Raw genomic sequence first — 24,500 nt, forward strand, 5'->3', positions numbered from 1 at the left:
AAGTACGCCGTTTTCATCTGATGAATCAGGGGCGTTCCGAATGGCCCTCGCCCGACGCTTGAGGTCGATGTGGCCAAAGCGCTTCGACGCCGACGAGTTACGGCAGATTCGCCAGGCCAGTAGAGCCTCCGTTCGGTCCGGCTGCCGCGACACGCGCCGACGAACGCGCGTTTCGCGGTGGATCTACACTCCTACGGGCGTGCGATTCAACGAATTGCGGCACCTGCAGACCGTCGACTTCTCCCGCAACCCGCACGCACCGGAGTTCGGCCGCTACGGCGTCGCGAAGGTCTGCTACGGCAAGGCCAAGAAGGCTCCCCACCCAAACGCCGCACCGTGCTCACGGTCTTCGACTGCACACCGGACATCATCAGCGACTGGCTCACCCACGGTCAGCCCTACTTCGGCAACGGCATCGACCGATTCCCCAGCGAGCGCGGCGCCCTGGTCGCCGAACGAACCCTGCTGCGCAGATTCCGGCGGTACTGCAACGACCTCGAACTCTCCGCGGGACTGGATCTGCACTCCTTCCGACGCTCCTACATCACCCCCCTCATCGAAGACGGTTGGGACGCCAAGTTCGTCCAAGACCAGGCCGGCCACGAATACGCCAGCACCACATCGCTCTACACCGGCGTCTCGAGCGACTTCCGCACCCGCACCCTGCGCCGCGTCCTGGACCGGACCATCAAAGACGCCCTCTCCTTCGACGAAGAGACCTCATGAAACGCGACGTCGACTACACCTGGCGCCTCGCCGAGCTGATGGCCGCCCACGGCATGCACAACAGCACCGATCTCATCCCCCGCCTCGCTGAACGCGGAATACAACTATCCCGGCCCCAGGTGTACCGCATCGTGCACCAACGCCCCGAACGCGTCGCCCTGCAGTTGATGGCAGCACTGTGCGACATCCTCGGCTGCGGCGTCGAAGACCTCGTCACAGTCACCGCCACTGACGTCCGCAAGAAGAAGACTGCTTCCGGCACCACTGCACCACCCAACGTGGTCGAACTCAACGAGTCCATCCGGCCCCGACGAGCACGCATCATCACCGATGGCAACGATTAACCCCACGCCGCGCTCCTCCACACGCGGGCGACCGCGAGTCACCAGCGGCGCCTTCGAATCAGCCGATGCCATCGCATGGCCAACACGCTGCGGGCCTACTGGCCGCAAGATCAGCTGTGCCACAGCTGCTTCTACACCGCGATGCGCACCCGCGGCATCTGCCCAGCCTGCGGACACGAGGGCGTCCTCCCCGGCCGAACTGACGACACCGACCCACGGGCGGTCTGTCTCACCTGCGCCGACATCCCCGGCAACTTCACCTGCAAGACCTGCGGACGAGAGGGCGAACTCCACCGCCACGGCGAATGCGCCCGCTGCGCCCTGCGCCATGACCTCTGCGCAATTCTGTTGCACCACCCCGCCGACCCGGCTGCCATGCAAGCACTCATCGAAGTGCTCTGCGCCGCCGATCGGTCCGAGAGCATCCTGACCTGAAAACGCAACCAGCAAGTGCTGGAGCTGCTCGGCGGAATCGCCTCAGGCGCAATACCACTGACCCACGACGGCATCACCGCGGCAGGATCCGGCCGCCACGTCGATCACCTGCGCAGCCTGCTGCAGCACCACGGACTGCTCCCCCAACGCGATGAACACTTGGCGCGCTTCGAAGTCTGGCTGGCCGCCAAACTCGACGCCATCGACTCGCCGACTGTCCGCACACCCGTCGAGCAATTCGCGACCTGGCACCACCTGAACGCCTGCGCAGTGAATCTAAACCCGGTCAATTCTCCGACGGGCCAAAGCGTTCGGCCAAACAGGGGACGATCGCCGTAGAGGGTGTCAGCGGCGGATCTCGGCCCGGATTCGATCCCAGGTACCGGTGGCGATCTTGTCGCGCACGTCATCGGTCAGCTCGGCCTGAGTCAGGAAATTTCGTGCCGCCCCGCTACTGGTTGGCACGTAGGGGAAGTCGGCGGCGAACATGACACGGTCATCGCCGACGACCTCCAACGCCCACTTCAGGTATCGATGGCTAAAGATGCCGCCGGGGGTCAGGAACGCGTTATGGCAGACATAGTCGGTGATAGTGCGTTCCAGACGAGCCACCGCGGCGATGCCATCGATCCGGTCCAGGTAGAACGGCAACATCTCTCCCCAATGACCCAAGATGATTTGCAAATCGGGGAAGCGATCGAACACTCCGGCCAGCACCAGACGAAGGAACTGCAACCCGGCGTCGTAATGCCAACCCATCCCGTAAGTGGCTAGTCCGGTACCGACATGGTCGCTCAAGCCCCCGTAGTAGGCCTGCCGAACCGGTGGCGGCGGGGTCTGCGGATGCAGGTATAGCGGCGCCCGCAACGCCTCAGCAGCCTCGAACAGAGGCCAGAATTGCTGATGATCAATGGATTGCCCCTGGATACGGCCAAAGATCAGGGCGCCCTCGAAACCTAGTTCCCGCACCGCACGGTCCAATTCGGCCGCAGCTTGTTCGGGACGTTGTGGCGCCAAGGTCGCAAACGCTTGAAATCGCTGCGGGTGGCGAGACACGGTGTCGGCAATCTCATCGTTAACCGCGGTTTGCAATGCGACGGCATCGACCGCCGGTAGGTCGAAGAGCCCCGGCGTGGTCAACGACAACACCTGCACGTCGATGCCGGCGTCATCCATGAGCGCCAGCCGCTGTTCGCCCAGGGATGCGAGATTGCGACCCAGGCCCGATGCAGGGTCGAACGATGCCATCGGATCGCGGCCTCGATCGGGCAGGCGCTGCCACGCCGAGGCGACTGACGGCAGGACGTAGTGCTCCTCGAGCGCGCTGATCTTCACGATCTGGTCGCCACTACCGTCGGACCGCTTGTTGCGAGGCTCCCCTGAACGGTACGGCGGTCTCGCGCCGCCGAATCGATACTCATGACGGGTAGGCTATGACTTCAAGTCCAGTTGAAGTCAAGGAAGGGAAGTCTTTGTCGTACAAACCAACCGACATGCTCACGGTCGGTGAGGTAGCCCAACGCGCCGGAATCGCCACTAGCGCAGTGCGTTTCTACGAAGACCAAGGCCTCATCACTTCAGTGCGCACACTCGGGAACCAACGCCGCTATCCCCGTCACGTATTGCGCCGCATCAGCATCATCCAAGCCGCCCGCCGGTTCGGCGTCACCTTGGCCGAGGTATCCGCCGTCTTCACCGACCTGCCCGACAACCGAATGCCAAGCAAGGCCGACTGGAACCGAATCTCGCGTCACTGGCACGCTCAACTCCAAGCGCGACGCCTCGAGATCGAACACCTCGAAGCAGAACTCACCGGATGCATCGGATGCGGCTGCCTGTCACTGGCAACCTGCCGCATCGTCAATCACGACGACGAACTCGCCCGACAAGGCCCCGGCCCACGACGACTCATCAGCGCCGCCGACTGACTCGCGCCAAGCTGCCAAAGGGCACGCGTCAACAACGTGTCGTGCCGCAACAGTTGTTGCGGGTCATGACGTTGTGGACGGCGGCGGGGCACGCTGGGTGAGCCTTGTTCTATGGCGTTCGCGTCGTGGCTCGGTGTCGGCGAACGGCGTCGCGGTTGGCGCAGTGGTAGGTGCAGTATCTCTGCGTTCCCGGTCGACTGCAGTCAACAAAAGCGTGTGCACAGTCTTCGGCTGCGCAGCGGTGGATGCGGTGCATTCCGCGTTCGGTGAGGTATTGGGCCGCAGCGGCGCTGGTCCACCGGCCAGGGTGGCGGCGAAGCCCGCGTGGGGATCGCGGTAGTGGAGGTGCCAGCCACTTCCGTCGTGATTGGTAATCGACGGACTGACCGTGAAGCGTGCCAGCATCTCGTTGAGAGCGTCGACTCGGTTGGTTTCGGTGGTGGCATCGATGACCCGCGCCCACTCCTGGAGGAAGGCCTGCACGTCACGCAGGTCGGCGCCGGTGGCGCGACGCTGGGCTGGCATCCCTAGCTGAGTCCACCGGTCCTCCAATTCCGCGGGTGTCGACGCGCAGTAGTTCCCTGGTCAGAGAAGTTGGTCCACACTCAAGATTATCTATCAAATGGAGCGCGGCGGCCCGACTGCTCGGGGTACGCCACCTGGGTGGACACTATGACGTGGCCCTTTCTGCAACAGTATTCAAAGTCGAACTCGGCGTCTCCGACGTCGATCACGGTTACTACGCCGATCACGCGCTGACCGTGGCCCGTCATCCCAGTGAGACCGATGAGCGGATGGTGGTGCGGTTGTTGGCGTTTGGGCTGCGCGCACACCGACTCAGCGCGGTCGACGGTGAGTTGGCGTTCGGGGCGGGCCTGTCCACCCCTGGCGTACCGGACTTGCGGCTCGCCGACTACACCGGCCGGATCCTGGAGTGGATCAACGTCGGCCAGCCCGACGAACGTGCCTTGGGCAAGGCGGCCAGCCAGGCCGACCAGGTGCTGCTGTTCCCGTTTGCCGCCGGCGTGCCCACCTGGTGGCGCACCGTCGGCCCTAAAGTGGCGGGGCTGCCGAATTTGTCGGTGGTGCAGATACCGCACGCAGCGGTGCAGCGACTGGCCCAGACTGTTGATCGGCGGGTCACGGCGCAGGTGATGGTGATCGAAGGTCAGGTGACGATGACCGTAGGCGGAGTCGACGTTACCTTCACGCCCGAGCCATTGAAGTGAACGTCTGAGCCCGAGACGCTAGTCGATGGCGTTAGCGCGTTTTGGCTTGAGTCGTCCGGTGGGGGCACGTCCCGGACGGTTCCCTTACGCTACGGCAACTCCGCCGGCAACCCGACGTCCGATCATCGGCAACCGGCAACAACTTGTTGCGATCTCGCACATCACAGGTGGCTCATACAACACTCGTTATCACGTTGTTCCCCAACGTATTTCGCCGCCGTCACCGGTCGCTCGTAGTTCGACCCAGCAGGTCGTGTTCCAGGAAATCTCGGAAGATTCGCGCGAGATTCTTCGCGGTTGCGTCGGAGTAATCACCGAGTCGGTTTCCGAGTTGAAAGGCCTCATTGATGACGGCCCGCCGTGGCAGTTCAGCACGGACGTCGTCGCCGAATTCCGTCTCTACCCGTTCCCTGATCGACTGGTCGATACCGTTTCTACGGTCGAAACCGGATAGAACTACACCACACCACTTGAGTGGATGTGTTCGTTGGATACGCTCAACTCTGTCACGCGCCTCGCGGGCTTTGCGTACCGCATCAAGGGTCGGAGTGATCGGCGCGTACGCAACATCACCTAGATGCATTGCCAGGGCTTCCAGCGAGCCAGTGCGGCCGCCGGTGTCGATCAAGACAACCTCATAACGGCCAAAGATGCCGGCAACGTCAAAGATGGCCCGCAGCAATCCGGAGTCCGGCACGCCGAAGCCCGCAACACGGCCTAAGGAAGCACCTGCAGGCAGCAAATCGATGCCGGGCCATCGAGTTTCAATGATCTCCTCATCGATTCGCTTCGCGCCCTTGTCGGGATTCCCCCAAAAACTGATATCGGCATCCTCAAGCACTGAACCCAAGCCGGTCGAATGCTGCGACACTCCGAAGTGGTTAGACAGATTTCGCTCTGGGTCTGCGTCGACTAACAACGCGGAGATCCCGGCCCGCGAGGCCTCCCCCGCCAGCATCATCTGCCATAGCGTTTTCGCTGTTCCGCCCTTACCCGAAAGCACCAGCGCCGAAACAGCTACCATTGCGAGCCTCTATGCAATGCCGGACTCACCTCGCTGTATTCCTCCATCGTGTTCGCGTGTTTGTCAGACACCGCGCGTTCTCAGCGTATATGTCGAATAGCGGATATCCCTTCGCCACCCGATGTGGACGGGCATCACGGCGGGCTGATCGGGGCCGTGATCCTATGTGGTGGACACGGGAGGAGCGCTTCCTCCCCCGTTGTCGTCAGATGAATCATCTTGAGCCCGAGCTCGTTACGAGTCATCTCCAAAACCAGCGCCCGCCGTGTCCGGTGTAGCGGAAGTTGGCCATTGCACGCGAGGAAGGCCTCCCCAGGCAGCAAATGTAAGGGTACCCTAACTAAGCATGACCACCACCAAAGCCGACGACCTGCTGCGGGTGCTGCGCGGGATTGTGGGCAACTTTCCGTATCCGCATCAAGCCGCCTTCTTCCTCGACAATCCGGTCCGCCGAATGCTCGAGAACCCGGCCGACGCCATCGAAGCGATCGGGTTGACCGGCAACGAGCGGGTCCTCGAGCTCGGTCCGGGCCCCGGATTTTTCAGCGTGGAGATCGCCCGGCGACTCACCGGCGGACATCTCGACTTGTTCGATCTGCAACCGGAGATGCTCGCTAAGGCGCGGCGGAAGCTGGAGCGGGCCGGCTACTCCGACATCGGTACCCACACCGGGGATGCCGGTGCACCACTACCCTTCGACGACGCCAGCTTCGACGTCGCATTTCTCGCCGAGGTGATCGGCGAGGTCCCCGATAAGGCAGCGTGCCTCGGCTCGCTCAAACGCATCATCAAACCCGGTGGGCTGCTGGTGTTCCACGAGGAATTTCCCGACCCAGACCGGCTCAGCGTCGCCGAGCTCCGCGACTTGGCCGAACCCGCCGGGTTCACCTTGGTCGACGTCACCGGCAACCGATGGCGAGACACTGTGCGCTTCCGCTCCTAGACTGCGCCCTGCACTAAACGCCGCCGCGGCGCAGCATCCGACCCTGTGCGATCTTGAAGTCAATCTTCTTGCCGCGCAACCAGGTACTCGTCACGACACCGGCGAGTGCACGTCCGTCGTACGGGCTGATCGGGTTCTTGTGGTGAAGCTTGTGCACGTCGACCACTTGCGCAGACTCGGGCTCGAAGATCGCGAAGTCGGCGTCGTAGCCGAGCGCGATCTTGCCCTTGTTGTTCAGGCCAGCGAGTGCTGCGGGTTTGGCCGCCATCCACTCGAGCACCTGGGTGAGTTCTATCCCGCGACGCTTGGCCTCGGTCCAGATCAACGACAGGCCGAGCTGAAGCGACGCGACGCCGCCCCATGCAACGCCGAAGTCACCGTTCTCGACGTCCTTCAGGTCGACCGTCGACGGTGAGTGGTCAGAGACGATGCAGTCGATCGTGCCATCGAGCAGGCCTTGCCACAGAAGTTCCCGATTCGACGCCTCACGGATCGGCGGACAGCACTTGAATGCGGTTGCGCCGTTCGGGATCTCCTCGGCCAGCAGAGTCAGATAGTGCGGGCACGTCTCGACAGAGATCCTGACGCCATCACGTTTGGCCGTCGCGAGCATCGGCAGGGCGTCCGAGGACGACAGGTGCAGGATGTGCGCGCGGGCTCCGGTCCACCGAGCGCGTTCGATGACCTCGGCGATCGCTACGTTCTCGGCACCGCGCGGCCGTGACGCCAGGAAGCGTTCATACCGGTCCCCCTCGGCTGAGGGTGCATGGTCGATGGCGCGAGAATCCTCGGCGTGCACGATCATCATGGAGTCGAAGCCGGCCAGTACGGCCATGTCCTTCTCCATCTCATCCGCGTCGAGATGCGGGAATTCGTCGACACCAGAATGCAGTAGGAAGCATTTGAAGCCGAACACGCCATCGTCGTGCAGACCGCGCAGATCGTCGGTGTTGCCAGGGATCGCGCCGCCCCAGAAACCGACGTCGATGTGTGTCTTGCCCGATGCCGCCGCGCGCTTGGCATTCAGTGCTTCGACGTTGACCGTCGGCGGAATCGAGTTGAGCGGCATGTCGATCAGCGTGGTCACACCGCCCGCTGCCGCTGCACGGGTAGCGGAGTCGAACCCCTCCCACTCGGTGCGGCCCGGCTCGTTGACATGCACGTGCGTATCGACCAACCCGGGGATCATGACCTGCTCGTCGGTGAGTTCGACGATCTCCACGCCGACGAGGGCGCTGCCCAGTGGCTCGATCGCGACGACGCGACCGTCGCGGATACCGATCTCGCGGGCGACGATTCCCGCGGTCGTCAGCGTGCGCTCGCCACGGACCACCAGGTCGAATTCGGGTTGGTTGGACCGCTCCCCTGCGTCGGCGGTCATCGGCAGCTCTCCATAGCTACGAGCATAATTCCTCATTGTGGAAATGAAACTCCATACTGTGGCCGACTCTAGATGTGAGCGCTGACACAGTCAATCGCGCCAAAAGCTTGACAGCCGGTATACGGATACGACTTACTTACTGAAACTGTGGAATATTACTTCCGCAGAGTGGAATGTTTGCGGCGGCGTTGAGCGTCGTCGCTCCGACCGTGACAGGCGTATCCATGACCACAGAGTCCACCGGGCTGATCGGCGACTCCGCCCGTACCGATGCAACCCCGTTCGCCCAGGTGAGTCCGCATCTGTACAACGCCGATCTCGCGCCCACCAAGCGCGAAGGTCGACGGTGGGGCGCGTACAACATCTTCACGCTGTGGGCCAACGACGTGCACAGCCTGGGCAACTATTCGTTCGCCATCGGACTGTTCGCCCTCGGCCTCGGTGGCTGGCAGATCCTGGTGGCGCTCGGACTCGGCGGCGCCTTCCTCTTCTTACTGCTCAGCCTGTCCGGGTTCATGGGAGAAAAGACCGGAGTCCCGTTCCCGGTGATGAGCCGCATCGCATTCGGCATCCGCGGCGCGCAGATCCCCGCCATCGTCCGCGGCGCGGTCGCGATCGCATGGTTCGGCATCCAGACCTACCTCGCGTCCGTCGTGCTGCGCATCTTGATCATCGCGCTCGCACCATCGGCGGCGACCCTCGACTCCAACAGCTTCCTGGGGTTGTCGACGCTCGGCTGGATCTCGTTCGTCGCGCTGTGGGTGATCCAGGTGGTCATCGTCAGCTACGGCATGGAAATGATCCGCAAGTACGAGGCGTTCGCCGGTCCGGTCATTCTGATCACGATGGTCGCGCTCGCGATCTGGATGCTCAACAGCGCCGACTGGGCCATCGCGTGGACTACGCCCGACTCGCTGACCGGCGCCGACATGTGGCTGAAGATCGTCGGCGGCGCCAGCTTGTGGGTGGCGATCTACGGCACGTTCGTCCTCAACTTCTGTGACTTCACCCGTAACGCGACGTCGAAGCGGGCGATCGTGAAAGGCAACTTCTGGGGCATCCCGCTCAACATGCTGGTGTTCGGCGGCATCGTCGTCACCCTGGCCGGCGCTCAGTTCCGCATCGACGGACGCATCATCGAGGCGCCCGCCGACATCGTCAAGGAAATCCCGAACACCCTGCTGCTGGTGCTCGCGGGACTCGCGCTGCTGATCCTGACTGTCGCGGTGAACATGATGGCCAACTTCGTCGCACCGATCTACGCGCTCAACAACCTGTTCCCAAAGCACCTGAACTTCCGTCGCGCAGCATTCATCTCGGCCGTCATCGGTCTGGTGATCCTGCCGTGGAACCTGTACAACTCCCCTGCCGTCATCAACTACTTCCTCGGTGGCCTCGGTGCCATCCTCGGGCCGCTGTTCGGCATCATCATGGCCGACTACTGGCTGGTGCGTCGTGCCAACATCAACGTTCTAGCCCTGTTCACGACCGACGCCACGGGTGAATACCACTACGCAAAGGGCATCAACGTGCGTGCCGTGGTCGCCCTCGTCATCACGGCGGTCGTAGCGCTGGCGCTGGCGTTCGTTCCGGCGTTCCAGGTCGTCTCGGAGTTCTCCTGGTTCATCGGCGCAGGACTCGGTGCGATCGTGTACCTGGTGATCGCGGACCGTCGGGGACCGTTCAACGATGTCTCCGGCGAGCCGATCGCCGTGGCCAGCACGCACTAGTAGGGACCGTCATGAGAATCCTCGTAGCCAACGTCAACACAACGGTTTCGATGACCGATGCGATTGCTGAGTCGGCGCGCGGTGTCGCGTCGCCGGGTACCGAGATCGTCGGAATCACGCCGCGTTTCGGCGCGGACTCGTGTGAAGGAAATTTCGAGAGTTATCTTGCGGCCATCGCTGTCATGGATGCGGTCACGTCCTACCCCGAGCCGTTTGACGCGGTGATTCAGGCCGGCTACGGCGAGCATGGTCGGGAAGGTTTGCAGGAGCTGCTCGACGTCCCGGTGGTGGACATCACCGAGGCGGCCGCGTCGACAGCGATGTACCTCGGACACAAGTACTCGGTGGTCACCACGCTCGACCGCACCGTCCCGCTGATCGAAGACCGGCTCAAGCTCGCCGGCCTCGACGCACGATGCGCGTCGGTGCGGGCGTCCGGTCTCGGTGTGCTCGAACTCGAGTCGGATCCGGATCGCGCCGTCGAGGCGATCGTCCGCCAGGCGCGTGAGGCAGTCGAGAACGATCACGCCGAAGTGATCTGTCTCGGCTGCGGCGGCATGGCCGAACTCGAAGAGAAGGTGACGGCCGCGACGGGCGTCCCGATCGTCGACGGAGTCCGCTCGGCGGTGACCATCGCCGAAGGTCTTGTGCGGATGGGTCTGTCCACGTCGAAGGTGCGTACCTACGCGACCCCGCGCGAGAAGAAGGTCATCGGCTGGCCCTTTCAGCCGTAGGCCAACCCCATAGAAGAAATGGACGAGACCGGGCGGCTCACCGAGGCGCCCGGTCTCGTCGTGCGTCAGAGCATGATCTGTCGGTTGACGTCCTTGTACAGCAGGTATCGGAAGTTGGACGGCCCGCCGGCGTAGCACGCCTGCGGGCAGAAGGCGCGCAGCGAGAGGAAGTCGCCTTCCTGCACTTCCACCCAGTCGCCGTTGAGGTGATAGACGGCCTTGCCCTCGAGCATCAGCAGACCGTGTTCCATGACGTGGGTCTCGGCGAACGGAATGGTCGCGCCGGGTTCGAAGGTGACGATGTTGACGTGCATGTCGTACCCGAGGTCCTGCGGGTCGAGCATGCGTGTCGTGCGCCATTTGCCGTCGGTCCCCGGCATGGCTGAGGGTGCGATGTCCTGTTCGTTGCCGAACTTGACCGATACCGGGTGGCCCTCGATGGCCTCATAGCGTTTGCGGATCCAGACGAACGTCGCGTCGGCGCCGCCGTTGTTGTGGGCCGACCAGTCGGTGCCTGCCGGAAGGTAGGCGAAGCCGCCCTCGGTGAGTGTCTGCGACTGGCCTGCCGCGTCGACCGTGAGCGCACCGGAGGTGACGAACAGGAAGCTCTGCACCTCGGGCTGCGGCTCGGGTCGCTGCGCCCCGCCGCCCGGCTTGACCTCGACGATCGCCTGGTAATACGTCGTCGCACCACCGGCGACCGGTCGGTTGATGATCCATGCGCGCGTATCGGTCCACTCCGGAAACACCGAGGTGACGATGTCCGAGAGGACGCCGCGCGGGATCACCGTGTAGGCCTCGGTGACGATGGCACGGTCGGTCAGCAGATCGGTCTGCGGGGGCAGGCCGCCGCGGGGCGTGTAGTACGACGCAGTGGTCACTGATTGCTCCTGGTTGTGTGGCCGAGCGCGATGTCGCGCACGGTGGAGGTGGGAAGATCGGTGGCGGTCTCGATCTCGTCGGCGGTGAGCGCGCCGCACACGCTGCCGCGATGGATCACGTTCGCGAGTGCGCGGGCCGTGGCCGGCTCGTCCATGACGGTCGAATCGAGCCGGTGGACGTAGTTGCGCAGGCGCTTCGCGGCCGGCGCGAAGGCACCGCGGTAGAACGCGTAGGTCGCCAGGTATCGGGTGACGAGTTGGGCGGGGTGCATATCCCAGCCCTGGTAGATGCCGCGTTCCAGGTGGCGCCGGACGAGGCGCGCGTGCAGTTTCCAGGCCATGGCGACGTTGTCGGGGTCGCCGACCGGCAGGATGTTGGTCGAGCCATCGGACAGGTGAACACCGGTGCCTGCCACGGCGAGTTGCATGACGTTCTTGGCGTGGTCTGCCGCCGGATGCTCCATCGACTGGTAGGCGGCGGCGATACCGAGGGACGCCGAGTAGTCGTAGGTCCCGTAGTGCAGCGAGCTGACGCGGCCCTGGCCGGCGTGGACAAACTGGGCAACGGGTGCGCGGCCATCGGCGCCGAGGATCGCCTGGGGTGTTTCGACCTGCACTTCGAAGCGGATGCGGCCGGCCAGCAGTCCGTTCGCACGCTCGAGGGCGCCCGCGACGACGACCATCGCCTCAACCTGGTCGACGGACGTCACCTTGGGGAGGGTGAGGGTGAGGCCGTCGGGCAGGCCGCCGGAGTCGACGAGTCCGCTGACGAACATGTCGAGCGTGCGCAGTCCGCGCGCACGGGTGCCTGATTCGAAGCACTTGAAGCGGGTGCCGACGAACGGCGTCGAGGTGCGTGCGTCGAGCGCGATCCGCAGTGCTGCAACCGCCTGTGCGACATCGGCGTCCTCCGTCGCATCGTCGAAGGTGCCGTAGCCGTCTTCGAAGTCGATCCGGAGGTCTTCGATCGGCTCGGTGGCCAGCTTGTTCTCGACGAGGGCTGCCAGCGTCTCGGGCGCACAGTCGGTTTCGCTGCTCGCACCGACGAGTGCGGCCACCGCGTCGAGCCCGCCTGCGTCTTTCGCGGCTGCAACAGCGGTGGAGCCCCAGTCAGCGGGCATCGTCGCCGAGTACCGGTTGCCCGGGATGTAGACGGTGTGGATCGGCTGCCGACGGCCGTCATCACCGGGGTATTGGTTCACCAGTTGTGCGTCGGCGGCCGAGAGGCGGCGGTCGACGTCGGCCAGCACCGCATCGTCGAGGCGTCGTGTCACAGATGTGCCTCCCCTGTCTGGAAGTTCCCGTAAGGACAGAATTCCACATTGTGGAGTTTAACGCGAGTGTAATCGTTGCACGGTGTACGTTTCTTCATCGAAACACTTTTTCCATATTGCGGAAATGATCTTGCGCATGTTGGATGGAACGACAATCGTCGGCCGGGAGTGGACTGAATGGCGGAGAAGACAGGCGGCGTGCAGTCGGTGGAGCGCGCGTTCGAGTTGATGGAGTTGATCGGGCGTGCTGGAGGAGAGTGCTCGCTGACCGAGTTGTCGGCGGAGTCGCCCTTGCCACCGCCGACCATTCACCGTTTCCTGCGCACACTGGTCGGAATCGGCTACGTGCGCCAGCTGCCCAATCGCCGCTACGCCCTCGGGCCGAGACTGATTCGGCTTGGTGAAGTGGCGAACCGCCAGTTGGGTGCGGTCGCAGCTCCGGTACTGCAGTCGTTGGTCGATGAATTGTCGGAGACGGCAAGTCTCGCGGTGCTCGACGGTGACATGGTGATCTACACCGGGCAGGTGCTGCCTTCGAAGCTGATGCGGCCGAACAACGAAGTCGGCAAGCGCGTCGGCCTGCACACGTCCGGCGTGGGCAAGGCCGTTCTGGGTGAGTTGGACGATGCGCGCATTCTGAAACTGGTCACGCAGTCCGGACTTCCCGCACCGACCGAGAACAGTGCGTCCACCCTTTCTGCGGTCTTCGCGAACGTCGAGCGCGTGCGCATCGACGGCTATGCGATCGACAACGAGGAGTTGGAGATCGGTGTTCGCGCCGTCGCGATGGCGGTGCCCGGCGCTCCGACGCCGATGGCAATCGGCATCTCCGGGCCCTCGGCTCATATCACTGAGGAATTGATCGCTCGAGCCGTTCCCGCACTGAAGAAGGCGACCGGCGTGATCTCGGAAGCCCTCATCGGGGCGAAGGAGCGGTAGACCTTCAAGCCTGTGCAGATCCATGCTTGGTTCCACGCCCGACGGTCGGATCAAGATCGTCATCCGCGGCCGCGATGCCTACGCCCTCGCAGGCGAACTCGCCGGGCTCAACGAGTGGCTCGAAGTCACCGGCCCGCAAGGCACCGTCGGCGAGTCTTGGCGTTAGCCGCTAGAGTATTTGCTGAGAAACGCCGAACCAATCACACACGCCTGCGAGTGTCAAGCGCTAGGCCCCCGGCGCGCAGCGCAGCGCATTGCCATTGAACGCTGCTCATTAGCCCGGCACACAGCGGCATTTCACCGTTCATCTGCCCGGTCCAGTGCTTCCGCTCACCCCGCCATCCACGTGGCAGAAGTGCCACGAACAGTTTGTTGTCGCTATTGAAGATTATTAACTGTCCGCTATCGGGGTAACTTGATTGAACCGTGCCGGGCGCAGGCCCGCAGCACATCGCCCTCGGCAGAAAGGACCAAAGGTGGCCGAGCAACGGCGTGGGCTCGACGAATTGGACCTTGCCGAGTCGACCGTGTGGGCTCAGATTGAACAGTGGGCTCAGCAAGGAACCAACCGCGTCCTGCCCATCACCGCCACCGAGGGCCAGGCCCAACTACTCAACTTGCAGATGACCACCCTGTCCACACCAGGTGCTGTCAGTTTGAACTGCGGTGGGATCCTCGCCGACCACGGCTGGCTGAAACTCTTCGGCGGGGGCACCGCTGACATGCCGGCTTTGGCCGATCTCATCAGCGGCATCGAGGGCATCGGTGGCGCGGGCTTGTGCGGCATCGACGTCCTCGGCGGAGTGTTCGCAATCAACTGGGGCGCGTTTCCCGGTGAGCACCACATGCTTTGGTACTGGGCTCCAGATGCGCTCGACTGGGAACCCTGTGGCGAGTGGAAACACGTCGACCTGTTGTATGCCGCATTGACCGGGCAGATGGACAAGTTCTACGCCGATCTGCGCTGGCCGGGCTGGCAGGACGACGTCGCCGCTCTCGCTGTCGACGAGGGATACACCCTCACGCCCGACCCGTATACCGTTGAGGGGCGCGACAAGTCGCAGGTGCACAAGGGTGTGGTGCCGATGGCCGAGATCTGTCGCGTCATGCAGATGTTGACCCGCCCCGGCGGCCTGTTCGCCACGACCTCACCCCGCTATCCCATGTACTGGACCAAGGGTCGCCACTACCGTCCCGACATCGACCGATTCATCACCCTCGACGATCTCCTCAACGTCGACAATCCCCTGTGGCCGCAGCTGCAACCGTTGATCGAAGCCGGTGCCCACCAGGTCGTCCCTGCCGACGCGGAGATCGCGAAACGACGCCTGGAATATCTCGAATACGGCGTCGACACCGGCATCGGCGCCATCGTGTATCACTGCGCCACCCTGCTCGTCGACCACGGCTGGCTGCGGCTGTACGGCTGCGGCACCAGCGACGACAACGAATCCCGCGATCTGATCGGCGGACTGGCCCGCGGTTTCATGTGGCTGGTCGGCGAAGACGTCCTCGGCGGCCTCTACGCCATAAACCTCGGCCACTTCAGCAGCACCGAGGTCGAGACGATGCTGCACTGGAGCCCAGCCACCGCACAATGGCAGCCCCTGGGATTCACCTACGAACAGTTCCTCACCTGGGCACTGTCCGGAGGACTCGACACCTACTATCGCGAATCACGTTGGCCCGGCTGGGAAACCACCGTCGAGGCACTACCGCTCGACCACGGCATCATCGACCGCACACCCACGCCCATGAGTGTCATCGTCCAACGATGCACCGCCGCCGCCAACCCCGATCACCCGTACCCGATGACCTGGCCCAGCCCCGAGTAGCCCGTTGCCGGCGGACCCGACGGTCACACCGCGACGATTCGCGGGTAGTGTCCGGGATCCACACTCGGCCAACACTAGAACGTGTTCTAATTCGGTCTATGTCCAGTCCAGCAGCGGGGCACGTTGACCCCGCGTTTGCGGAAGTGAAAGCCGTCTTTGAAGCAGGTTTGGCCAACGGCGACGACCTCGGTGCCGCGGTGGCGGTATTCGTCGACGGTCGTGCAGTGGTGGATCTGTGGGGAGGCATCGCCGACAGACGGACCGGACGTCCATGGACGCGCGACACCACCTGTCCGACCTTTTCCTGTACCAAGGGTGTGACGGCGACCGCGGCCCTCATGGTCGCCCAGCAATGCGGCCACGGCGCCGAGGAACCGGTGAGCGCCTGGTGGCCGGAATTCGCACAGCACGACAAGCACGAGACCACGCTGAGCGACCTGATGGCCCACCGGGCCGGGTTGCCCGTCTTGGAGCGCCCGGTTTCGGTGGCCCAAGCCGCGGATCCCGCGGCTATGGCCGACCTGTTGGCGGGCCAATGCCCGCTCTGGCAGCCCGGGACCGAACATGGCTATCACGCTCTGACTTTCGGGTGGCTGGTCGGCGAATTCGTGCGCCGCCACACTGGTATGACAGTCGGCGAGTTCACCCGGCGCCACTTGGGCGATCGGTTACTCATCGGCGCTTCCGGCGCGGCGGTGCGCGAGGCTGCCCGGGTCAGTTCGCCACCGCCCGAGCAGCGGGTCTGGAGCGCCGAGAACGCGCCGCCGATATCGGAGGACGCAGTCGCCGAGATGGTGGCCGCGATCGCCGATTCAGATTCGCTGTTCATCCGGGCATCATCGAATCCCGTTGCATCCTATAACGATCCAGAAGTATTGGCGGCCGGCTGGCCCGCGGCCGGCCTCGTCACCACCGCTCGTGATCTGGCCCAGTTCTATGGCGACCTGATCAGCGGAACGCTGGTAGCCCCGGGTCCTCTGCGGGAAGCGATCACAGAACGCGTACGCGGCCGCGACCGGGTGCTGCGCTTGGAAAGTGCATTCGGGCTCGGCTACATGCTGCCGTCGCAGAACTTCGTGGTGCCCGAACCAGCGCAATCGACCGTCTTCGGGCACCCGGGGGCCGGTGGCTCGGTGGGACTGGCAGATCTCGAACACAAGGTCGCTTTCGCCTTCGTGCCCAATCTGCGCCGTGACTGGCTGGCCGGAGATCGCCGTGCCTATCGGCTGATCGCCGCGGTGTACGACGCGCTGTGACATCGCGACTCAACTGACACGAGCGGTGCTCATCACACGCCACCCACCAGAACGGAATAGGACTGCTCACGATTCGCCGTCGCGCGGACGATGAACCCCTAGGCTATTGCGGGCTCATCGTCGGACGCTGCACTCTCGATGAACCAGAGATCGCCTTCGAACTATTCAGACGCTTCCACAATCAGGGTCACGGGACCGAGGCTGCCCGCGCGGTCATGGACGCGGCCTTCGCCACGGGTCGCCGCCGGATCTGGTCGACGGTGGGCGGGTGGAACAAACCCTCGCTGCGCGTCTTGGCGAAGATCGGATTTGAACACCACCACGAAACGACGGACGATCGTGGCCGTGCGCTGATCTATCTCCTACGACAAGCCTAGGTTGGCCAACCTGTCCGGCAGTCAGCCTTATCGGGCTGGTCGGATCTCGGCGCTACAACCGCCTGACATCGAGGGCTGTCTCTCTCACCTCGGCAGTGCCACGTCGTTCGACGAAGTACGCTCCCGCTGTGTCGTTCTCGGCGACGGCTTCCACGCACTGAGTACCGCGGTAAACAAGGCCGGCGCCGTCATCGGAGGCAAACGCTGATGGTAGGACTCCGGTGCCAACCAGCTCATGCAGCAGCGGCCGACGCTGATCCTCGGAATCGTAGTGCACGCCATTGGCGTAAGGCAGGAACCGCAGCCCGTTGGTAACAGGCCTTAGTTGCGGGCCGAACGAATCGGTGGTGCCGCCGGCATGCCAGCAGATAGAGCCGGCGGAGACGCCCGTCAACACCACACCGGCCTGCCACGCAGCCCGCAGCGCTTCATCCACGCCATGCAACCGCCACATCGCCAGCAGTCCTGCGACGCTGCCGCCGAACACCCACACCACATCCTGCTCCAGTAGATGCGCGGTGACATCGTCCACCGTTGGCATCGGGAACAACGCCACATGCGACGGGACGAAGCCACGGACCTGTGCCGCCTCGGTGAGGTAATGCAGCACCGCTTTATCGTCACCCATCGCCGTCGCCAACAGGCAAACCCGCGGAGGCCGTCCGGTGACGCCGGAAAGCTCGACCGCATAGTCGGTCATGGCCGTGAACTCGAACCGCGTGCGCTGTCCCGGACCTATCCCGCCGCTGGTCGCCAGAATGGTCGGCGTGTCAGCAGGCATAGCGCCGACGGTAAGCGCACTGGCCGCCGGCGGGCAATCCACTTTTCCCAACCTCGAGTGAGCGACGCCGCTGGACGTCACGACTGTAGTGAGCCGGTGTTGAGGGGGTTCCGCCTCCATCGCGTGCCGATCCGGAATAAACCCCGCACCCGATGAACTTGGCTCAAGAGTCGCCCGTCCCCGTCTCAGGAGCATCCATGACTCGTCAGATCCGCGTCGCCGTGCAGATCCAGCCCGGCGGTACGCCCGACTACGCCACGTGGCGCGAGGCCGTCCTGGCCGCCGACGACCTCGGCGTCGACGTAATCTTCGGCTACGACCACTTCCACCGCCCGGCGATGGAGGCCATCGTCGACGGCAAGCCCGTCCTGAACGATGAGCAGCCCGACGTCGCCAACTTCGAGGGCTGGACCGCGCTCGCGTCGTGGGGCGAGATCACCTCCCACGCCGAGATCGGGCTTCTCGTCACCGGCGTCGGCTACCGCAACGCGGACCTCCTCGCTGACATGGCACGCACCGTCGACCACATCAGCGGTGGCCGGCTCATCCTTGGTCTTGGCGCGGGGTGGTACGAAAAGGACTACACCACCTACGGTTACGACTTCGGCACCTTCGGCTCCCGCTTCGACCTGTTCGACGAGAGCCTGATCCGCATCGAGAACCGGCTGGCCGCGCTGATTCCGCCGCCCGTGCGCAAACTGCCAATCCTCATCGGCGGCACAGGGCCCAAACGCTCGCTGCCCGCCGTTGCCCGGCACGCCGACATCTGGCACGCGTTCCAGGACCTCGACGCTTTCCGCAGGTCCAGCGACCGCGTCGACGAGCTGGCAGCAACCTTCGGCCGCAACGGCGCCGACATCGAACGCTCGACACTCTGGGAGAACGCGCACAGTGCCGATGCCTTCCGCGAGGCAGGCGTCACGCTGTTCCAAACCGAACTCACCTCCGACAACGGTTACGACCTCACGTCTCTCAAGGAGGTGCTCACATGGCGGGACAACGGATGACCACGACCGACGCTTGAGCGTTCGGCCTTGGTGGTTTCTGTTGGGACGGAACGGCTTGCGCTGTACTGCCGTCGTCACCGGAGGTCTTTGATCATTACCAGACCAAGTGGGCCGTTTCCCTGGCCGACTTCGCGAAATCCCTTGCGCTCGTAGAGGCGCTTAGCGGGATTGCGTACGTGAACGTTGGTGCAGATCATTTCGACTTGTGGTGAAAGGTCTGCGAACAGCTCGTCCAGAAGCAAGCCGCCAACCCCACCGTCACGCCGTCCGGGTGCGACACCAATGCAGAGTTCGGGCAGCGGCGCGCCATCCGCACCGGAGCGCAGTGGCGGACTGCTGTAGTACGTCCACACCGCACCAATGGGCAACTCGCTCCGATCCTCGGCGATGATCGGTATGACCCCCGGCGGCGGGAGCATCGCGAGCACTTCGTCGTCATCCGGGTCGGGAAGAGGCCGGTCTTCAATAATGCAGGCGTGGCGGGCCATCTCAACGACGAAGGCGTGGTCGTCAGCGGTTGCTGCCCGAAGCCGCACAGTGGACCGATGGGCCATCTGCAGATTGTGGCAGATGGCCCATCGCGGCAAGTGCATCGTTTGCGGCGGTTGCGGCAGGGGGCCAGCACGGGAATGTGCACTTATCGGGCGGCCATCGGACAAACTAGGACACGCATCCGACGCCATGGAGGAACGATCCCGGAAATGACCCCCGTCGCCGAATTCGACTTCATCATTGTGGGAGCAGGCAGTGCCGGCTGCCTACTCGCCAATCGGCTCAGTGCCAACCCTGCCCACCGTGTGCTCTTGATAGAAGCGGGCGGCAACGACAACTGGTTCTGGATCAAGGTGCCGGTGGGCTATCTGTACACAATCGCCAACCCCCGCACCGACTGGTGCTTCACGACCGAGGCCGATCCGGGTCTGGCCGGCCGCAGCATTCACTACGCGCGGGGCCGCGTGATCGGCGGGTGCTCATCGATCAACGCCATGATCCACATGCGAGGACAGGCAAGCGATTACGACCTGTGGGCACAGGCCACCGGTGACGACCGATGGCGTTGGGGTGGCCCGGACTCCCCCGGCGAGACACTGACGATCTACAAGGAGTTAGAGCACTACTTCGGCGGAGCCGACGATTGGCACGGCGCCGGCGGGGAGATCCGCGTCGAACGGCCGCGGGTGCGCTGGAAGATCTTGGACGCCTGGCAGGCGGCCGCTGGCCAGCTGGGCATCGCCGCGATCGAGGAATTCAACCGCGGCGACAACGCCGGCAGCGCGTACTTTCATGTCAACCAACGGCGCGGCCGGCGCTGGTCGATGGCCGATGCTTTCCTGCATCCCATCGCCCACCGACCCAATCTCACCGTCTACACCCAGACCCAAGCCCTGCAGCTGCTGATGGATGATCAGGTCCACGAAGATCAGCGTCGCGGCGCCTGGACCACGGCTCAGCACCGCGCGACCGGCCTGCGGCTGCTCAAAGACGGCCAAATCGTCGACGTCCGTGCCCGCCGCGAGGTGATCCTGAGCGCTGGATCGATTGGCTCGCCGCACCTCATGCAGGTCTCGGGTCTGGGCCCAGCCCAGCTGCTCACGCAGCATCACGTGCCGGTGGCAGTCGACCTGCCTGGGGTGGGTGAAAACCTCCAGGACCACCTGCAGCTGCGAACGGTCTACCGGATCAAGGGAGCTCCGACCGTCAACACGCTGTACCGGAATTGGATCACCCGTGGAGGCATGGGGCTTCAGTACCTGATGCTGCGATCGGGACCCATGACCATGCCGCCCTCTACCTTGGGGGCTTTCGCCAAAAGCGATGCCGCGCTGGCCAGTCCCGATCTGGAGTGGCATGTGCAGCCCTTGTCCTTGCCCAAGTTCGGCGATCCACTACACCCTTTCGCAGCGATCACTCCCTCGGTCTGCAATCTGCGCCCGAGCTCGCGTGGCCATGTGCGGATAGCCGATGCAGACCCGCTGACCTACCCGAAGATTCTCTGCAACTACCTGTCCACTGACGCCGATCGTCAGGCCGCCGTGACCGGACTCCGGATGACCCGGCAGATCATGGCGGCGCCGGCGTTGGCACGCTACCAACCGCAAGAATTGCTTCCCGGCCCGCAATTGGTGAGCGACGAAGACCTGCAGCAGGCGGCTGGCGAACTGGGTACGACCATTTTCCACCCGGTGGGCACCTGCACGATGGGATCCTTTGATGCACAAGGCATCCCGAAGTCAGCCGCCTCGGTGCTCGACACTGACTGCCGCGTGTACCGCGTAGCCGGCCTTCGAGTAGTCGATGCTTCTGCGATGCCCACCATCACTTCCGGCAACACCAACGCGCCGGTCATGCTGATCGCAGAGCGCGCGGCGCGGGCGATCCTGGGATAAGGCGGCGAATTCTGAGAACTCCTCCAACGTGGCCTTCGCTATGGGTATACGTTTTCCCTTGAAGGGTCTCCGGCTTTCCTGAAGTGTTGGAAAGCATGAATCGCAACGTGCTCATCCGCATCTTTGCCGCCCTACGGTTCACTACCGGTATCGCCGCGTGGTTGGCTCCGAACACCACCGGTCGGCTCATCGGACTCAATTCCGGCCGCGATCAGCCCCTCACCACTCAACTTTTCGGCTCGCGTGAGCTGACGTTGGCAGTCGCGATCACCGATACCGCCTCACCACGATTGCAGACGCGAGCGCTGCAGCTAGGACTGCTCACCGATCTCCTGGACGTCATCGCCGCCGTGCGCGGGGTCCGAGCCCGCACCTTGTCGGCTACTGGCGCCATCCTCGCCGGAGGCGGCGCTGCATTTTTCGCCGGATTAGGAGTCGCGGCACTCAAAGGGCGAGCACAGTCGGCACTGAGTTCGGCCTAGCACTTAGGGCACCGTGCATTAACGACACCTCTGGCCGCCGAGTTTGCATAGTCGCTCAACATGATGGGCATTCGACTTGGAGGTGGTCAGAACGGGAAGGACGTGGGTGATGGGCTCTCACGACAAGGTTCGGGTTCGCGGCGCGCGCGAGCACAATCTGAGGAACGTCGATGTGGATGTGCCGCGCGACGCCCTCGTTGCGTTCACCGGTGTGTCGGGATCGGGCAAGTCCTCCCTGGCCTTCGGGACACTGTTCGCCGAATCCCAGCGTCGGTATCTGGAATCCGTTGCGCCATATGCCCGTCGTCTGATTGACCAGGTGGGCGTTCCGGATGTCGATTCGATCGAAGGCATGCCTCCCGCCGTCGCACTTCGACAGCAGCGCGGTGCGACCAGCACACGGTCATCGGTCGGTAGCGTCACAACACTGTCCAGCCTCATCCGCATGCTGTACTCACGGGCGGGTAACTATCCGGCGAATCAGCCGATGCTCTTCGCAGAAGACTTCTCCCCCAACACGCCTCAAGGCGCCTGCCCCAAGTGTCATGGCATGGGCCGCGTATACGAAGTGACCGAAGCACTGATGGTGCCGGACCCGAAGCTGACGATCCGTGAGCGCGCCATTGCCTCGTGGCCACCCGCCTGGTACGGCCAGAACCTGCGGGACATCCTGGTCTCGCTCGGCTACGACGTCGACACCCCGTGGGAAAAGCTGCCGCGCAAAGATCGCGAGTGGATCCTGTTCACCGAAGATCGCCCAACGGTGCCGGTCTACGCCGGCCTCACCCCGAAGGAAACCCGCCGCGCCATCAAGGACGACTGGGAACCCAGTTACCAGGGCACCTTCATCGGTGCGCGCCGATACGTTCTCGACACGTTCGCCACCACCAAGAGCGCCGGCGTCAAGAAGCGCGTCTCGCAGTTCGTCGGGAGCGGCCCATGCCCGGCGTGCCACGGAAAGCGCCTGAAACCCGAGGCGCTTTCGGTGACCTTCGAAGGTCTCGACATCGCCGCACTGTCGAGGCTCACGCTGGATCAACTCGCCGCGCTCTGCAGCACCGTGCTCAGCCCGCAGTGGGCGCCGGCCACCTCCGGTGAGGTACTCGACCAGAAAGCGCGCAAGTCAGCCGTCGAGGCCCGGGTCGCTGCGGGAGGGGCCGCACATACCGCCGCACCGGATGTTCGGCAGACGCCCAACATGTCGGCCGAAAAGCGCGCCGCGGCACAACGATTGGTGTCCGACCTTCAGGAGCGACTGCAACCGCTGATCGACCTGGGTCTGGGATACCTGTCACTGGCCCGGAGCACACCAACGTTGTCGGGAGGAGAGTTGCAGCGCGTCCGGCTCGCGACGCAGCTCTCATCTCAACTTTTCGGCGTCGTGTACGTCCTGGATGAGCCGTCGGCCGGTCTGCATCCTCGCGACCGGGACGCGTTGCGCGACATCCTGCAGGGACTCAAGCGCAGCGGGAACAGCGTCTTCGTGGTCGAGCACTCGCTCGATGTCATCGCCGCCGGAGACTGGCTGGTCGATATCGGGCCCGGTGCCGGCGTAGATGGCGGTCAGATTCTCTACAGCGGGCCGCCGGCGGGCCTGGCGAACGTCACTGAATCCGTCACGCGCCGTTATCTCTTCAGTACGGGTGCGCGGATCGATCCGCGCACACCACGGGACCGAAACGACTGGCTGGAACTCGCCGATGTGCGGCGTAACAACCTGCACGACATCTCCGTCTCGGTCCCCTTGCGCTGCCTCACCGCCGTGACAGGAGTGTCCGGGTCGGGGAAGTCGAGCCTCGTCGCGCACGCGCTCGCCGAGATCGTCGGTGACCACCTGGGCCGCCCCGTCCGCTTCGACGACTCGGGTGACGACGACCTACTCGCCGAGGCCGCGCCTCCCGCCTCGGGTGAAGTTGTAGGCGACCCCCGCGGCGTGCGCAGAGTCGTCTGCATCGACCAGAAACCGATCGGCCGCACCCCACGATCCAATGTCGCCACCTACACCGGGGTCTTCGACCACATCCGACGACGGTTCGCCGAGACCCCGGAGGCACAAGATCGCGGGTACAAACCCGGGCGGTTCTCCTTCAACGTCGCTGGCGGACGCTGTCCAACCTGCGAAGGCGAAGGGTGGGTGATGGTCGAGCTGCTGTTCCTGCCCAGCGTCTACAGCCCATGCCCGGACTGCCACGGAACCCGCTACAACGCCGAGACTCTCGCCATCCGATGGCGTGGACGCAACATCGCTGAGGTGCTGGAACTCAGCACCTCAGCGGCCCGAGAGTTCTTCGACGGCGAGGCCGACATTCTTCGAGCGCTGGAGGCCCTCTGCGATGTCGGACTCGGCTATCTCCAGCTCGGACAACCAGCCACTGAGCTGTCGGGCGGCGAGGCGCAGCGCGTCAAGCTCGCCGGCGAACTGCAACGCGCTCACCGTGGCGACACGCTCTATCTGCTGGACGAGCCCACTGCGGGACTACACCCCGCCGACACCGACCGGCTGCTCGCACATCTGCACCGACTCGTCGATGCAGGCAACACCGTGGTTGCCGCCGAACTGGACATGCGAGTGGTCGCACAGGCCGACTACGTCATCGACATGGGTCCCGGTGCCGGGGCGGCAGGTGGCCGCATCGTCGCCACGGGTACTCCTGCGGAGATTGCGGTGTGCCCGGACAGCGCCACCGCCCCCTATTTGGCTGCTGAGCTCGCCCACTGACCAATCCCTTTGGCACCGATCGTGATAACCGTGGCAACCTTCGAGTGTCCGTCCGCCGCGGTCGCGGCATTAGTCAGCGTGCAAGACG

General features: G+C 64.1%; 25 protein-coding genes and 1 pseudogene. 18 read left to right on the forward strand and 8 right to left on the reverse strand.

Annotation, left to right across the window (positions count from 1 at the left end):
- Nucleotides 1–196 precede the first annotated feature (196 nt).
- From EH231_RS30990 to EH231_RS34740, 4 genes and pseudogenes are all read left to right on the forward strand, one after another.
- Nucleotides 197–726 (forward strand): annotated as a pseudogene (locus EH231_RS30990) (tyrosine-type recombinase/integrase); the annotation flags it as partial.
- Nucleotides 723–1,070, forward strand: a complete 348-nt coding sequence (locus EH231_RS30995) for a helix-turn-helix domain-containing protein (protein ID WP_124713973.1) — start codon at nucleotides 723–725, stop codon at nucleotides 1,068–1,070. The pseudogene EH231_RS30990 and the gene EH231_RS30995, both read left to right, overlap by 4 nt.
- 75 nt (nucleotides 1,071–1,145) lie before the next feature.
- Nucleotides 1,146–1,505, forward strand: a complete 360-nt coding sequence (locus EH231_RS34735; protein ID WP_321201567.1) for a hypothetical protein — start codon at nucleotides 1,146–1,148, stop codon at nucleotides 1,503–1,505.
- 15 nt (nucleotides 1,506–1,520) lie between these two features.
- Nucleotides 1,521–1,844 carry a hypothetical protein gene (locus EH231_RS34740; RefSeq protein ID WP_321201568.1) on the forward strand — a complete coding sequence of 108 codons (324 nt, stop codon included), beginning with the start codon at nucleotides 1,521–1,523 and terminating at the stop codon, nucleotides 1,842–1,844.
- 6 nt (nucleotides 1,845–1,850) lie between these two features.
- Here the strand turns inward: EH231_RS34740 and EH231_RS31005 are convergent, their stop codons facing one another.
- Nucleotides 1,851–2,840 (reverse strand): amidohydrolase family protein, encoded by a 990-nt coding sequence (locus tag EH231_RS31005; protein ID WP_124713974.1) that lies wholly within the window; start codon nucleotides 2,838–2,840, stop codon nucleotides 1,851–1,853.
- Nucleotides 2,841–2,977: 137 nt separating this feature from the next.
- Between EH231_RS31005 and soxR the strand changes: the two genes are divergently transcribed.
- The gene (gene soxR / locus EH231_RS31010; protein ID WP_124713975.1) at nucleotides 2,978–3,433 is read left to right on the forward strand and encodes a redox-sensitive transcriptional activator SoxR; all 456 of its coding nucleotides are present in this window, start codon (nucleotides 2,978–2,980) and stop codon (nucleotides 3,431–3,433) included.
- 63 nt (nucleotides 3,434–3,496) lie between these two features.
- On the opposite strand, the gene EH231_RS34925 is transcribed toward soxR, so the two are convergent.
- The gene (locus EH231_RS34925) at nucleotides 3,497–3,958 is read right to left on the reverse strand and encodes a hypothetical protein (protein ID WP_234939923.1); all 462 of its coding nucleotides are present in this window, start codon (nucleotides 3,956–3,958) and stop codon (nucleotides 3,497–3,499) included.
- Between the two features lie 152 nt (nucleotides 3,959–4,110).
- Here EH231_RS34925 and EH231_RS31020 point away from each other — a divergent pair, with 152 nt between their 5' ends.
- The gene (locus EH231_RS31020) at nucleotides 4,111–4,662 is read left to right on the forward strand and encodes a YaeQ family protein (protein WP_124713976.1); all 552 of its coding nucleotides are present in this window, start codon (nucleotides 4,111–4,113) and stop codon (nucleotides 4,660–4,662) included.
- Nucleotides 4,663–4,882: 220 nt separating this feature from the next.
- On the opposite strand, the gene EH231_RS31025 is transcribed toward EH231_RS31020, so the two are convergent.
- Entirely contained in the window at nucleotides 4,883–5,686 is an 804-nt protein-coding gene (locus tag EH231_RS31025; RefSeq protein WP_124713977.1) for a ParA family protein, read from the reverse strand.
- Nucleotides 5,687–6,032: 346 nt separating this feature from the next.
- Between EH231_RS31025 and EH231_RS31030 the strand changes: the two genes are divergently transcribed.
- Entirely contained in the window at nucleotides 6,033–6,629 is a 597-nt protein-coding gene (locus EH231_RS31030; protein WP_124713978.1) for a class I SAM-dependent methyltransferase, read from the forward strand.
- A gap of 13 nt (nucleotides 6,630–6,642) precedes the next feature.
- Here the strand turns inward: EH231_RS31030 and allB are convergent, their stop codons facing one another.
- Nucleotides 6,643–8,010: an allantoinase AllB gene (gene allB, locus EH231_RS31035; RefSeq protein ID WP_090434486.1), complete on the reverse strand. Its 1,368-nt coding sequence runs from the start codon at nucleotides 8,008–8,010 to the stop codon at nucleotides 6,643–6,645.
- Nucleotides 8,011–8,234: 224 nt separating this feature from the next.
- Here allB and EH231_RS31040 point away from each other — a divergent pair, with 224 nt between their 5' ends.
- Complete coding sequence (locus tag EH231_RS31040) at nucleotides 8,235–9,740, forward strand: NCS1 family nucleobase:cation symporter-1 (protein WP_090434808.1); 1,506 nt, start codon at nucleotides 8,235–8,237, stop codon at nucleotides 9,738–9,740.
- An 11-nt stretch (nucleotides 9,741–9,751) separates the two neighbouring features.
- The gene (locus tag EH231_RS31045; protein WP_090434489.1) at nucleotides 9,752–10,474 is read left to right on the forward strand and encodes an aspartate/glutamate racemase family protein; all 723 of its coding nucleotides are present in this window, start codon (nucleotides 9,752–9,754) and stop codon (nucleotides 10,472–10,474) included.
- A gap of 65 nt (nucleotides 10,475–10,539) precedes the next feature.
- Here EH231_RS31045 and EH231_RS31050 read toward each other — a convergent pair whose 3' ends face one another.
- The gene (locus EH231_RS31050) at nucleotides 10,540–11,355 is read right to left on the reverse strand and encodes a bifunctional allantoicase/(S)-ureidoglycine aminohydrolase (protein ID WP_090434491.1); all 816 of its coding nucleotides are present in this window, start codon (nucleotides 11,353–11,355) and stop codon (nucleotides 10,540–10,542) included.
- Nucleotides 11,352–12,629, reverse strand: a complete 1,278-nt coding sequence (locus tag EH231_RS31055; RefSeq protein ID WP_090434494.1) for a DUF6986 family protein — start codon at nucleotides 12,627–12,629, stop codon at nucleotides 11,352–11,354. The genes EH231_RS31050 and EH231_RS31055 overlap by 4 nt, the downstream gene beginning before the upstream one ends.
- Before the next feature lie 177 nt (nucleotides 12,630–12,806).
- Here EH231_RS31055 and EH231_RS31060 point away from each other — a divergent pair, with 177 nt between their 5' ends.
- The 5 genes from EH231_RS31060 (at nucleotide 12,807) to EH231_RS31075 (ending at nucleotide 17,036) form a co-directional block, all read left to right on the forward strand.
- Complete coding sequence (locus EH231_RS31060) at nucleotides 12,807–13,568, forward strand: IclR family transcriptional regulator (RefSeq protein ID WP_124713979.1); 762 nt, start codon at nucleotides 12,807–12,809, stop codon at nucleotides 13,566–13,568.
- 22 nt (nucleotides 13,569–13,590) lie between these two features.
- A complete protein-coding gene (locus tag EH231_RS34040; protein ID WP_164480709.1) occupies nucleotides 13,591–13,734 on the forward strand; it encodes a hypothetical protein in 144 nt (47 codons plus the stop codon).
- 310 nt (nucleotides 13,735–14,044) lie between these two features.
- A complete protein-coding gene (locus EH231_RS31065; RefSeq protein ID WP_164481093.1) occupies nucleotides 14,045–15,403 on the forward strand; it encodes a DUF2625 family protein in 1,359 nt (452 codons plus the stop codon).
- 98 nt (nucleotides 15,404–15,501) lie between these two features.
- Complete coding sequence (locus EH231_RS31070) at nucleotides 15,502–16,659, forward strand: serine hydrolase domain-containing protein (protein WP_124713981.1); 1,158 nt, start codon at nucleotides 15,502–15,504, stop codon at nucleotides 16,657–16,659.
- 71 nt (nucleotides 16,660–16,730) lie between these two features.
- Complete coding sequence (locus tag EH231_RS31075) at nucleotides 16,731–17,036, forward strand: GNAT family N-acetyltransferase (protein ID WP_241178213.1); 306 nt, start codon at nucleotides 16,731–16,733, stop codon at nucleotides 17,034–17,036.
- Nucleotides 17,037–17,088: 52 nt separating this feature from the next.
- Here the strand turns inward: EH231_RS31075 and EH231_RS31080 are convergent, their stop codons facing one another.
- A complete protein-coding gene (locus EH231_RS31080; protein ID WP_090434513.1) occupies nucleotides 17,089–17,817 on the reverse strand; it encodes a Type 1 glutamine amidotransferase-like domain-containing protein in 729 nt (242 codons plus the stop codon).
- Nucleotides 17,818–18,014: 197 nt separating this feature from the next.
- Here EH231_RS31080 and EH231_RS31085 point away from each other — a divergent pair, with 197 nt between their 5' ends.
- On the forward strand, nucleotides 18,015–18,824 hold the full coding sequence (locus EH231_RS31085; protein ID WP_090434515.1) for an LLM class F420-dependent oxidoreductase: 810 nt from the start codon (nucleotides 18,015–18,017) through the stop codon (nucleotides 18,822–18,824).
- A gap of 74 nt (nucleotides 18,825–18,898) precedes the next feature.
- Here EH231_RS31085 and EH231_RS31090 read toward each other — a convergent pair whose 3' ends face one another.
- The gene (locus EH231_RS31090) at nucleotides 18,899–19,378 is read right to left on the reverse strand and encodes a GNAT family N-acetyltransferase (protein WP_124713982.1); all 480 of its coding nucleotides are present in this window, start codon (nucleotides 19,376–19,378) and stop codon (nucleotides 18,899–18,901) included.
- Nucleotides 19,379–19,525: 147 nt separating this feature from the next.
- On the opposite strand from EH231_RS31090, the gene EH231_RS31095 reads away from it, so the two are divergent.
- From EH231_RS31095 to EH231_RS31105, 3 genes are all read left to right on the forward strand, one after another.
- On the forward strand, nucleotides 19,526–21,211 hold the full coding sequence (locus tag EH231_RS31095) for a GMC family oxidoreductase (RefSeq protein WP_124713983.1): 1,686 nt from the start codon (nucleotides 19,526–19,528) through the stop codon (nucleotides 21,209–21,211).
- A 95-nt stretch (nucleotides 21,212–21,306) separates the two neighbouring features.
- Nucleotides 21,307–21,693 carry a hypothetical protein gene (locus EH231_RS31100; RefSeq protein ID WP_090434524.1) on the forward strand — a complete coding sequence of 129 codons (387 nt, stop codon included), beginning with the start codon at nucleotides 21,307–21,309 and terminating at the stop codon, nucleotides 21,691–21,693.
- A gap of 109 nt (nucleotides 21,694–21,802) precedes the next feature.
- A complete protein-coding gene (locus EH231_RS31105) occupies nucleotides 21,803–24,412 on the forward strand; it encodes an excinuclease ABC subunit UvrA (RefSeq protein WP_124713984.1) in 2,610 nt (869 codons plus the stop codon).
- Nucleotides 24,413–24,500 lie beyond the last annotated feature (88 nt).

The organism is Mycolicibacterium nivoides (assembly GCF_003855255.1).
GTDB classification, from domain to species: Bacteria; Actinomycetota; Actinomycetes; order Mycobacteriales; family Mycobacteriaceae; genus Mycobacterium; species Mycobacterium nivoides.

Bases quoted from the DNA above. Each gene is read 5' to 3' on its own strand.
- EH231_RS31040 (WP_090434808.1), top strand. From the start codon at position 8,235: ATGACCACAGAGTCCACCGGGCTGATCGGCGACTCCGCCCGTACCGAT.
- EH231_RS31060 (WP_124713979.1), top strand. From the start codon at position 12,807: ATGGCGGAGAAGACAGGCGGCGTGCAGTCGGTGGAGCGCGCGTTCGAG.
- EH231_RS34040 (WP_164480709.1), top strand. From the start codon at position 13,591: ATGCTTGGTTCCACGCCCGACGGTCGGATCAAGATCGTCATCCGCGGC.
- EH231_RS31105 (WP_124713984.1), top strand. From the start codon at position 21,803: ATGGGCTCTCACGACAAGGTTCGGGTTCGCGGCGCGCGCGAGCACAAT.
- EH231_RS31080 (WP_090434513.1), bottom strand. From the start codon at position 17,817: ATGCCTGCTGACACGCCGACCATTCTGGCGACCAGCGGCGGGATAGGT.
- EH231_RS34735 (WP_321201567.1), top strand. From the start codon at position 1,146: ATGGCCAACACGCTGCGGGCCTACTGGCCGCAAGATCAGCTGTGCCAC.
- EH231_RS31085 (WP_090434515.1), top strand. From the start codon at position 18,015: ATGACTCGTCAGATCCGCGTCGCCGTGCAGATCCAGCCCGGCGGTACG.
- EH231_RS31090 (WP_124713982.1), bottom strand. From the start codon at position 19,378: ATGGCCCATCGGTCCACTGTGCGGCTTCGGGCAGCAACCGCTGACGAC.
- EH231_RS30995 (WP_124713973.1), top strand. From the start codon at position 723: ATGAAACGCGACGTCGACTACACCTGGCGCCTCGCCGAGCTGATGGCC.
- EH231_RS31030 (WP_124713978.1), top strand. From the start codon at position 6,033: ATGACCACCACCAAAGCCGACGACCTGCTGCGGGTGCTGCGCGGGATT.
- EH231_RS34925 (WP_234939923.1), bottom strand. From the start codon at position 3,958: ATGCCAGCCCAGCGTCGCGCCACCGGCGCCGACCTGCGTGACGTGCAG.
- EH231_RS31025 (WP_124713977.1), bottom strand. From the start codon at position 5,686: ATGGTAGCTGTTTCGGCGCTGGTGCTTTCGGGTAAGGGCGGAACAGCG.
- EH231_RS31070 (WP_124713981.1), top strand. From the start codon at position 15,502: ATGTCCAGTCCAGCAGCGGGGCACGTTGACCCCGCGTTTGCGGAAGTG.
- EH231_RS31100 (WP_090434524.1), top strand. From the start codon at position 21,307: ATGAATCGCAACGTGCTCATCCGCATCTTTGCCGCCCTACGGTTCACT.
- EH231_RS31045 (WP_090434489.1), top strand. From the start codon at position 9,752: ATGAGAATCCTCGTAGCCAACGTCAACACAACGGTTTCGATGACCGAT.
- allB (WP_090434486.1), bottom strand. From the start codon at position 8,010: ATGACCGCCGACGCAGGGGAGCGGTCCAACCAACCCGAATTCGACCTG.
- EH231_RS31095 (WP_124713983.1), top strand. From the start codon at position 19,526: ATGACCCCCGTCGCCGAATTCGACTTCATCATTGTGGGAGCAGGCAGT.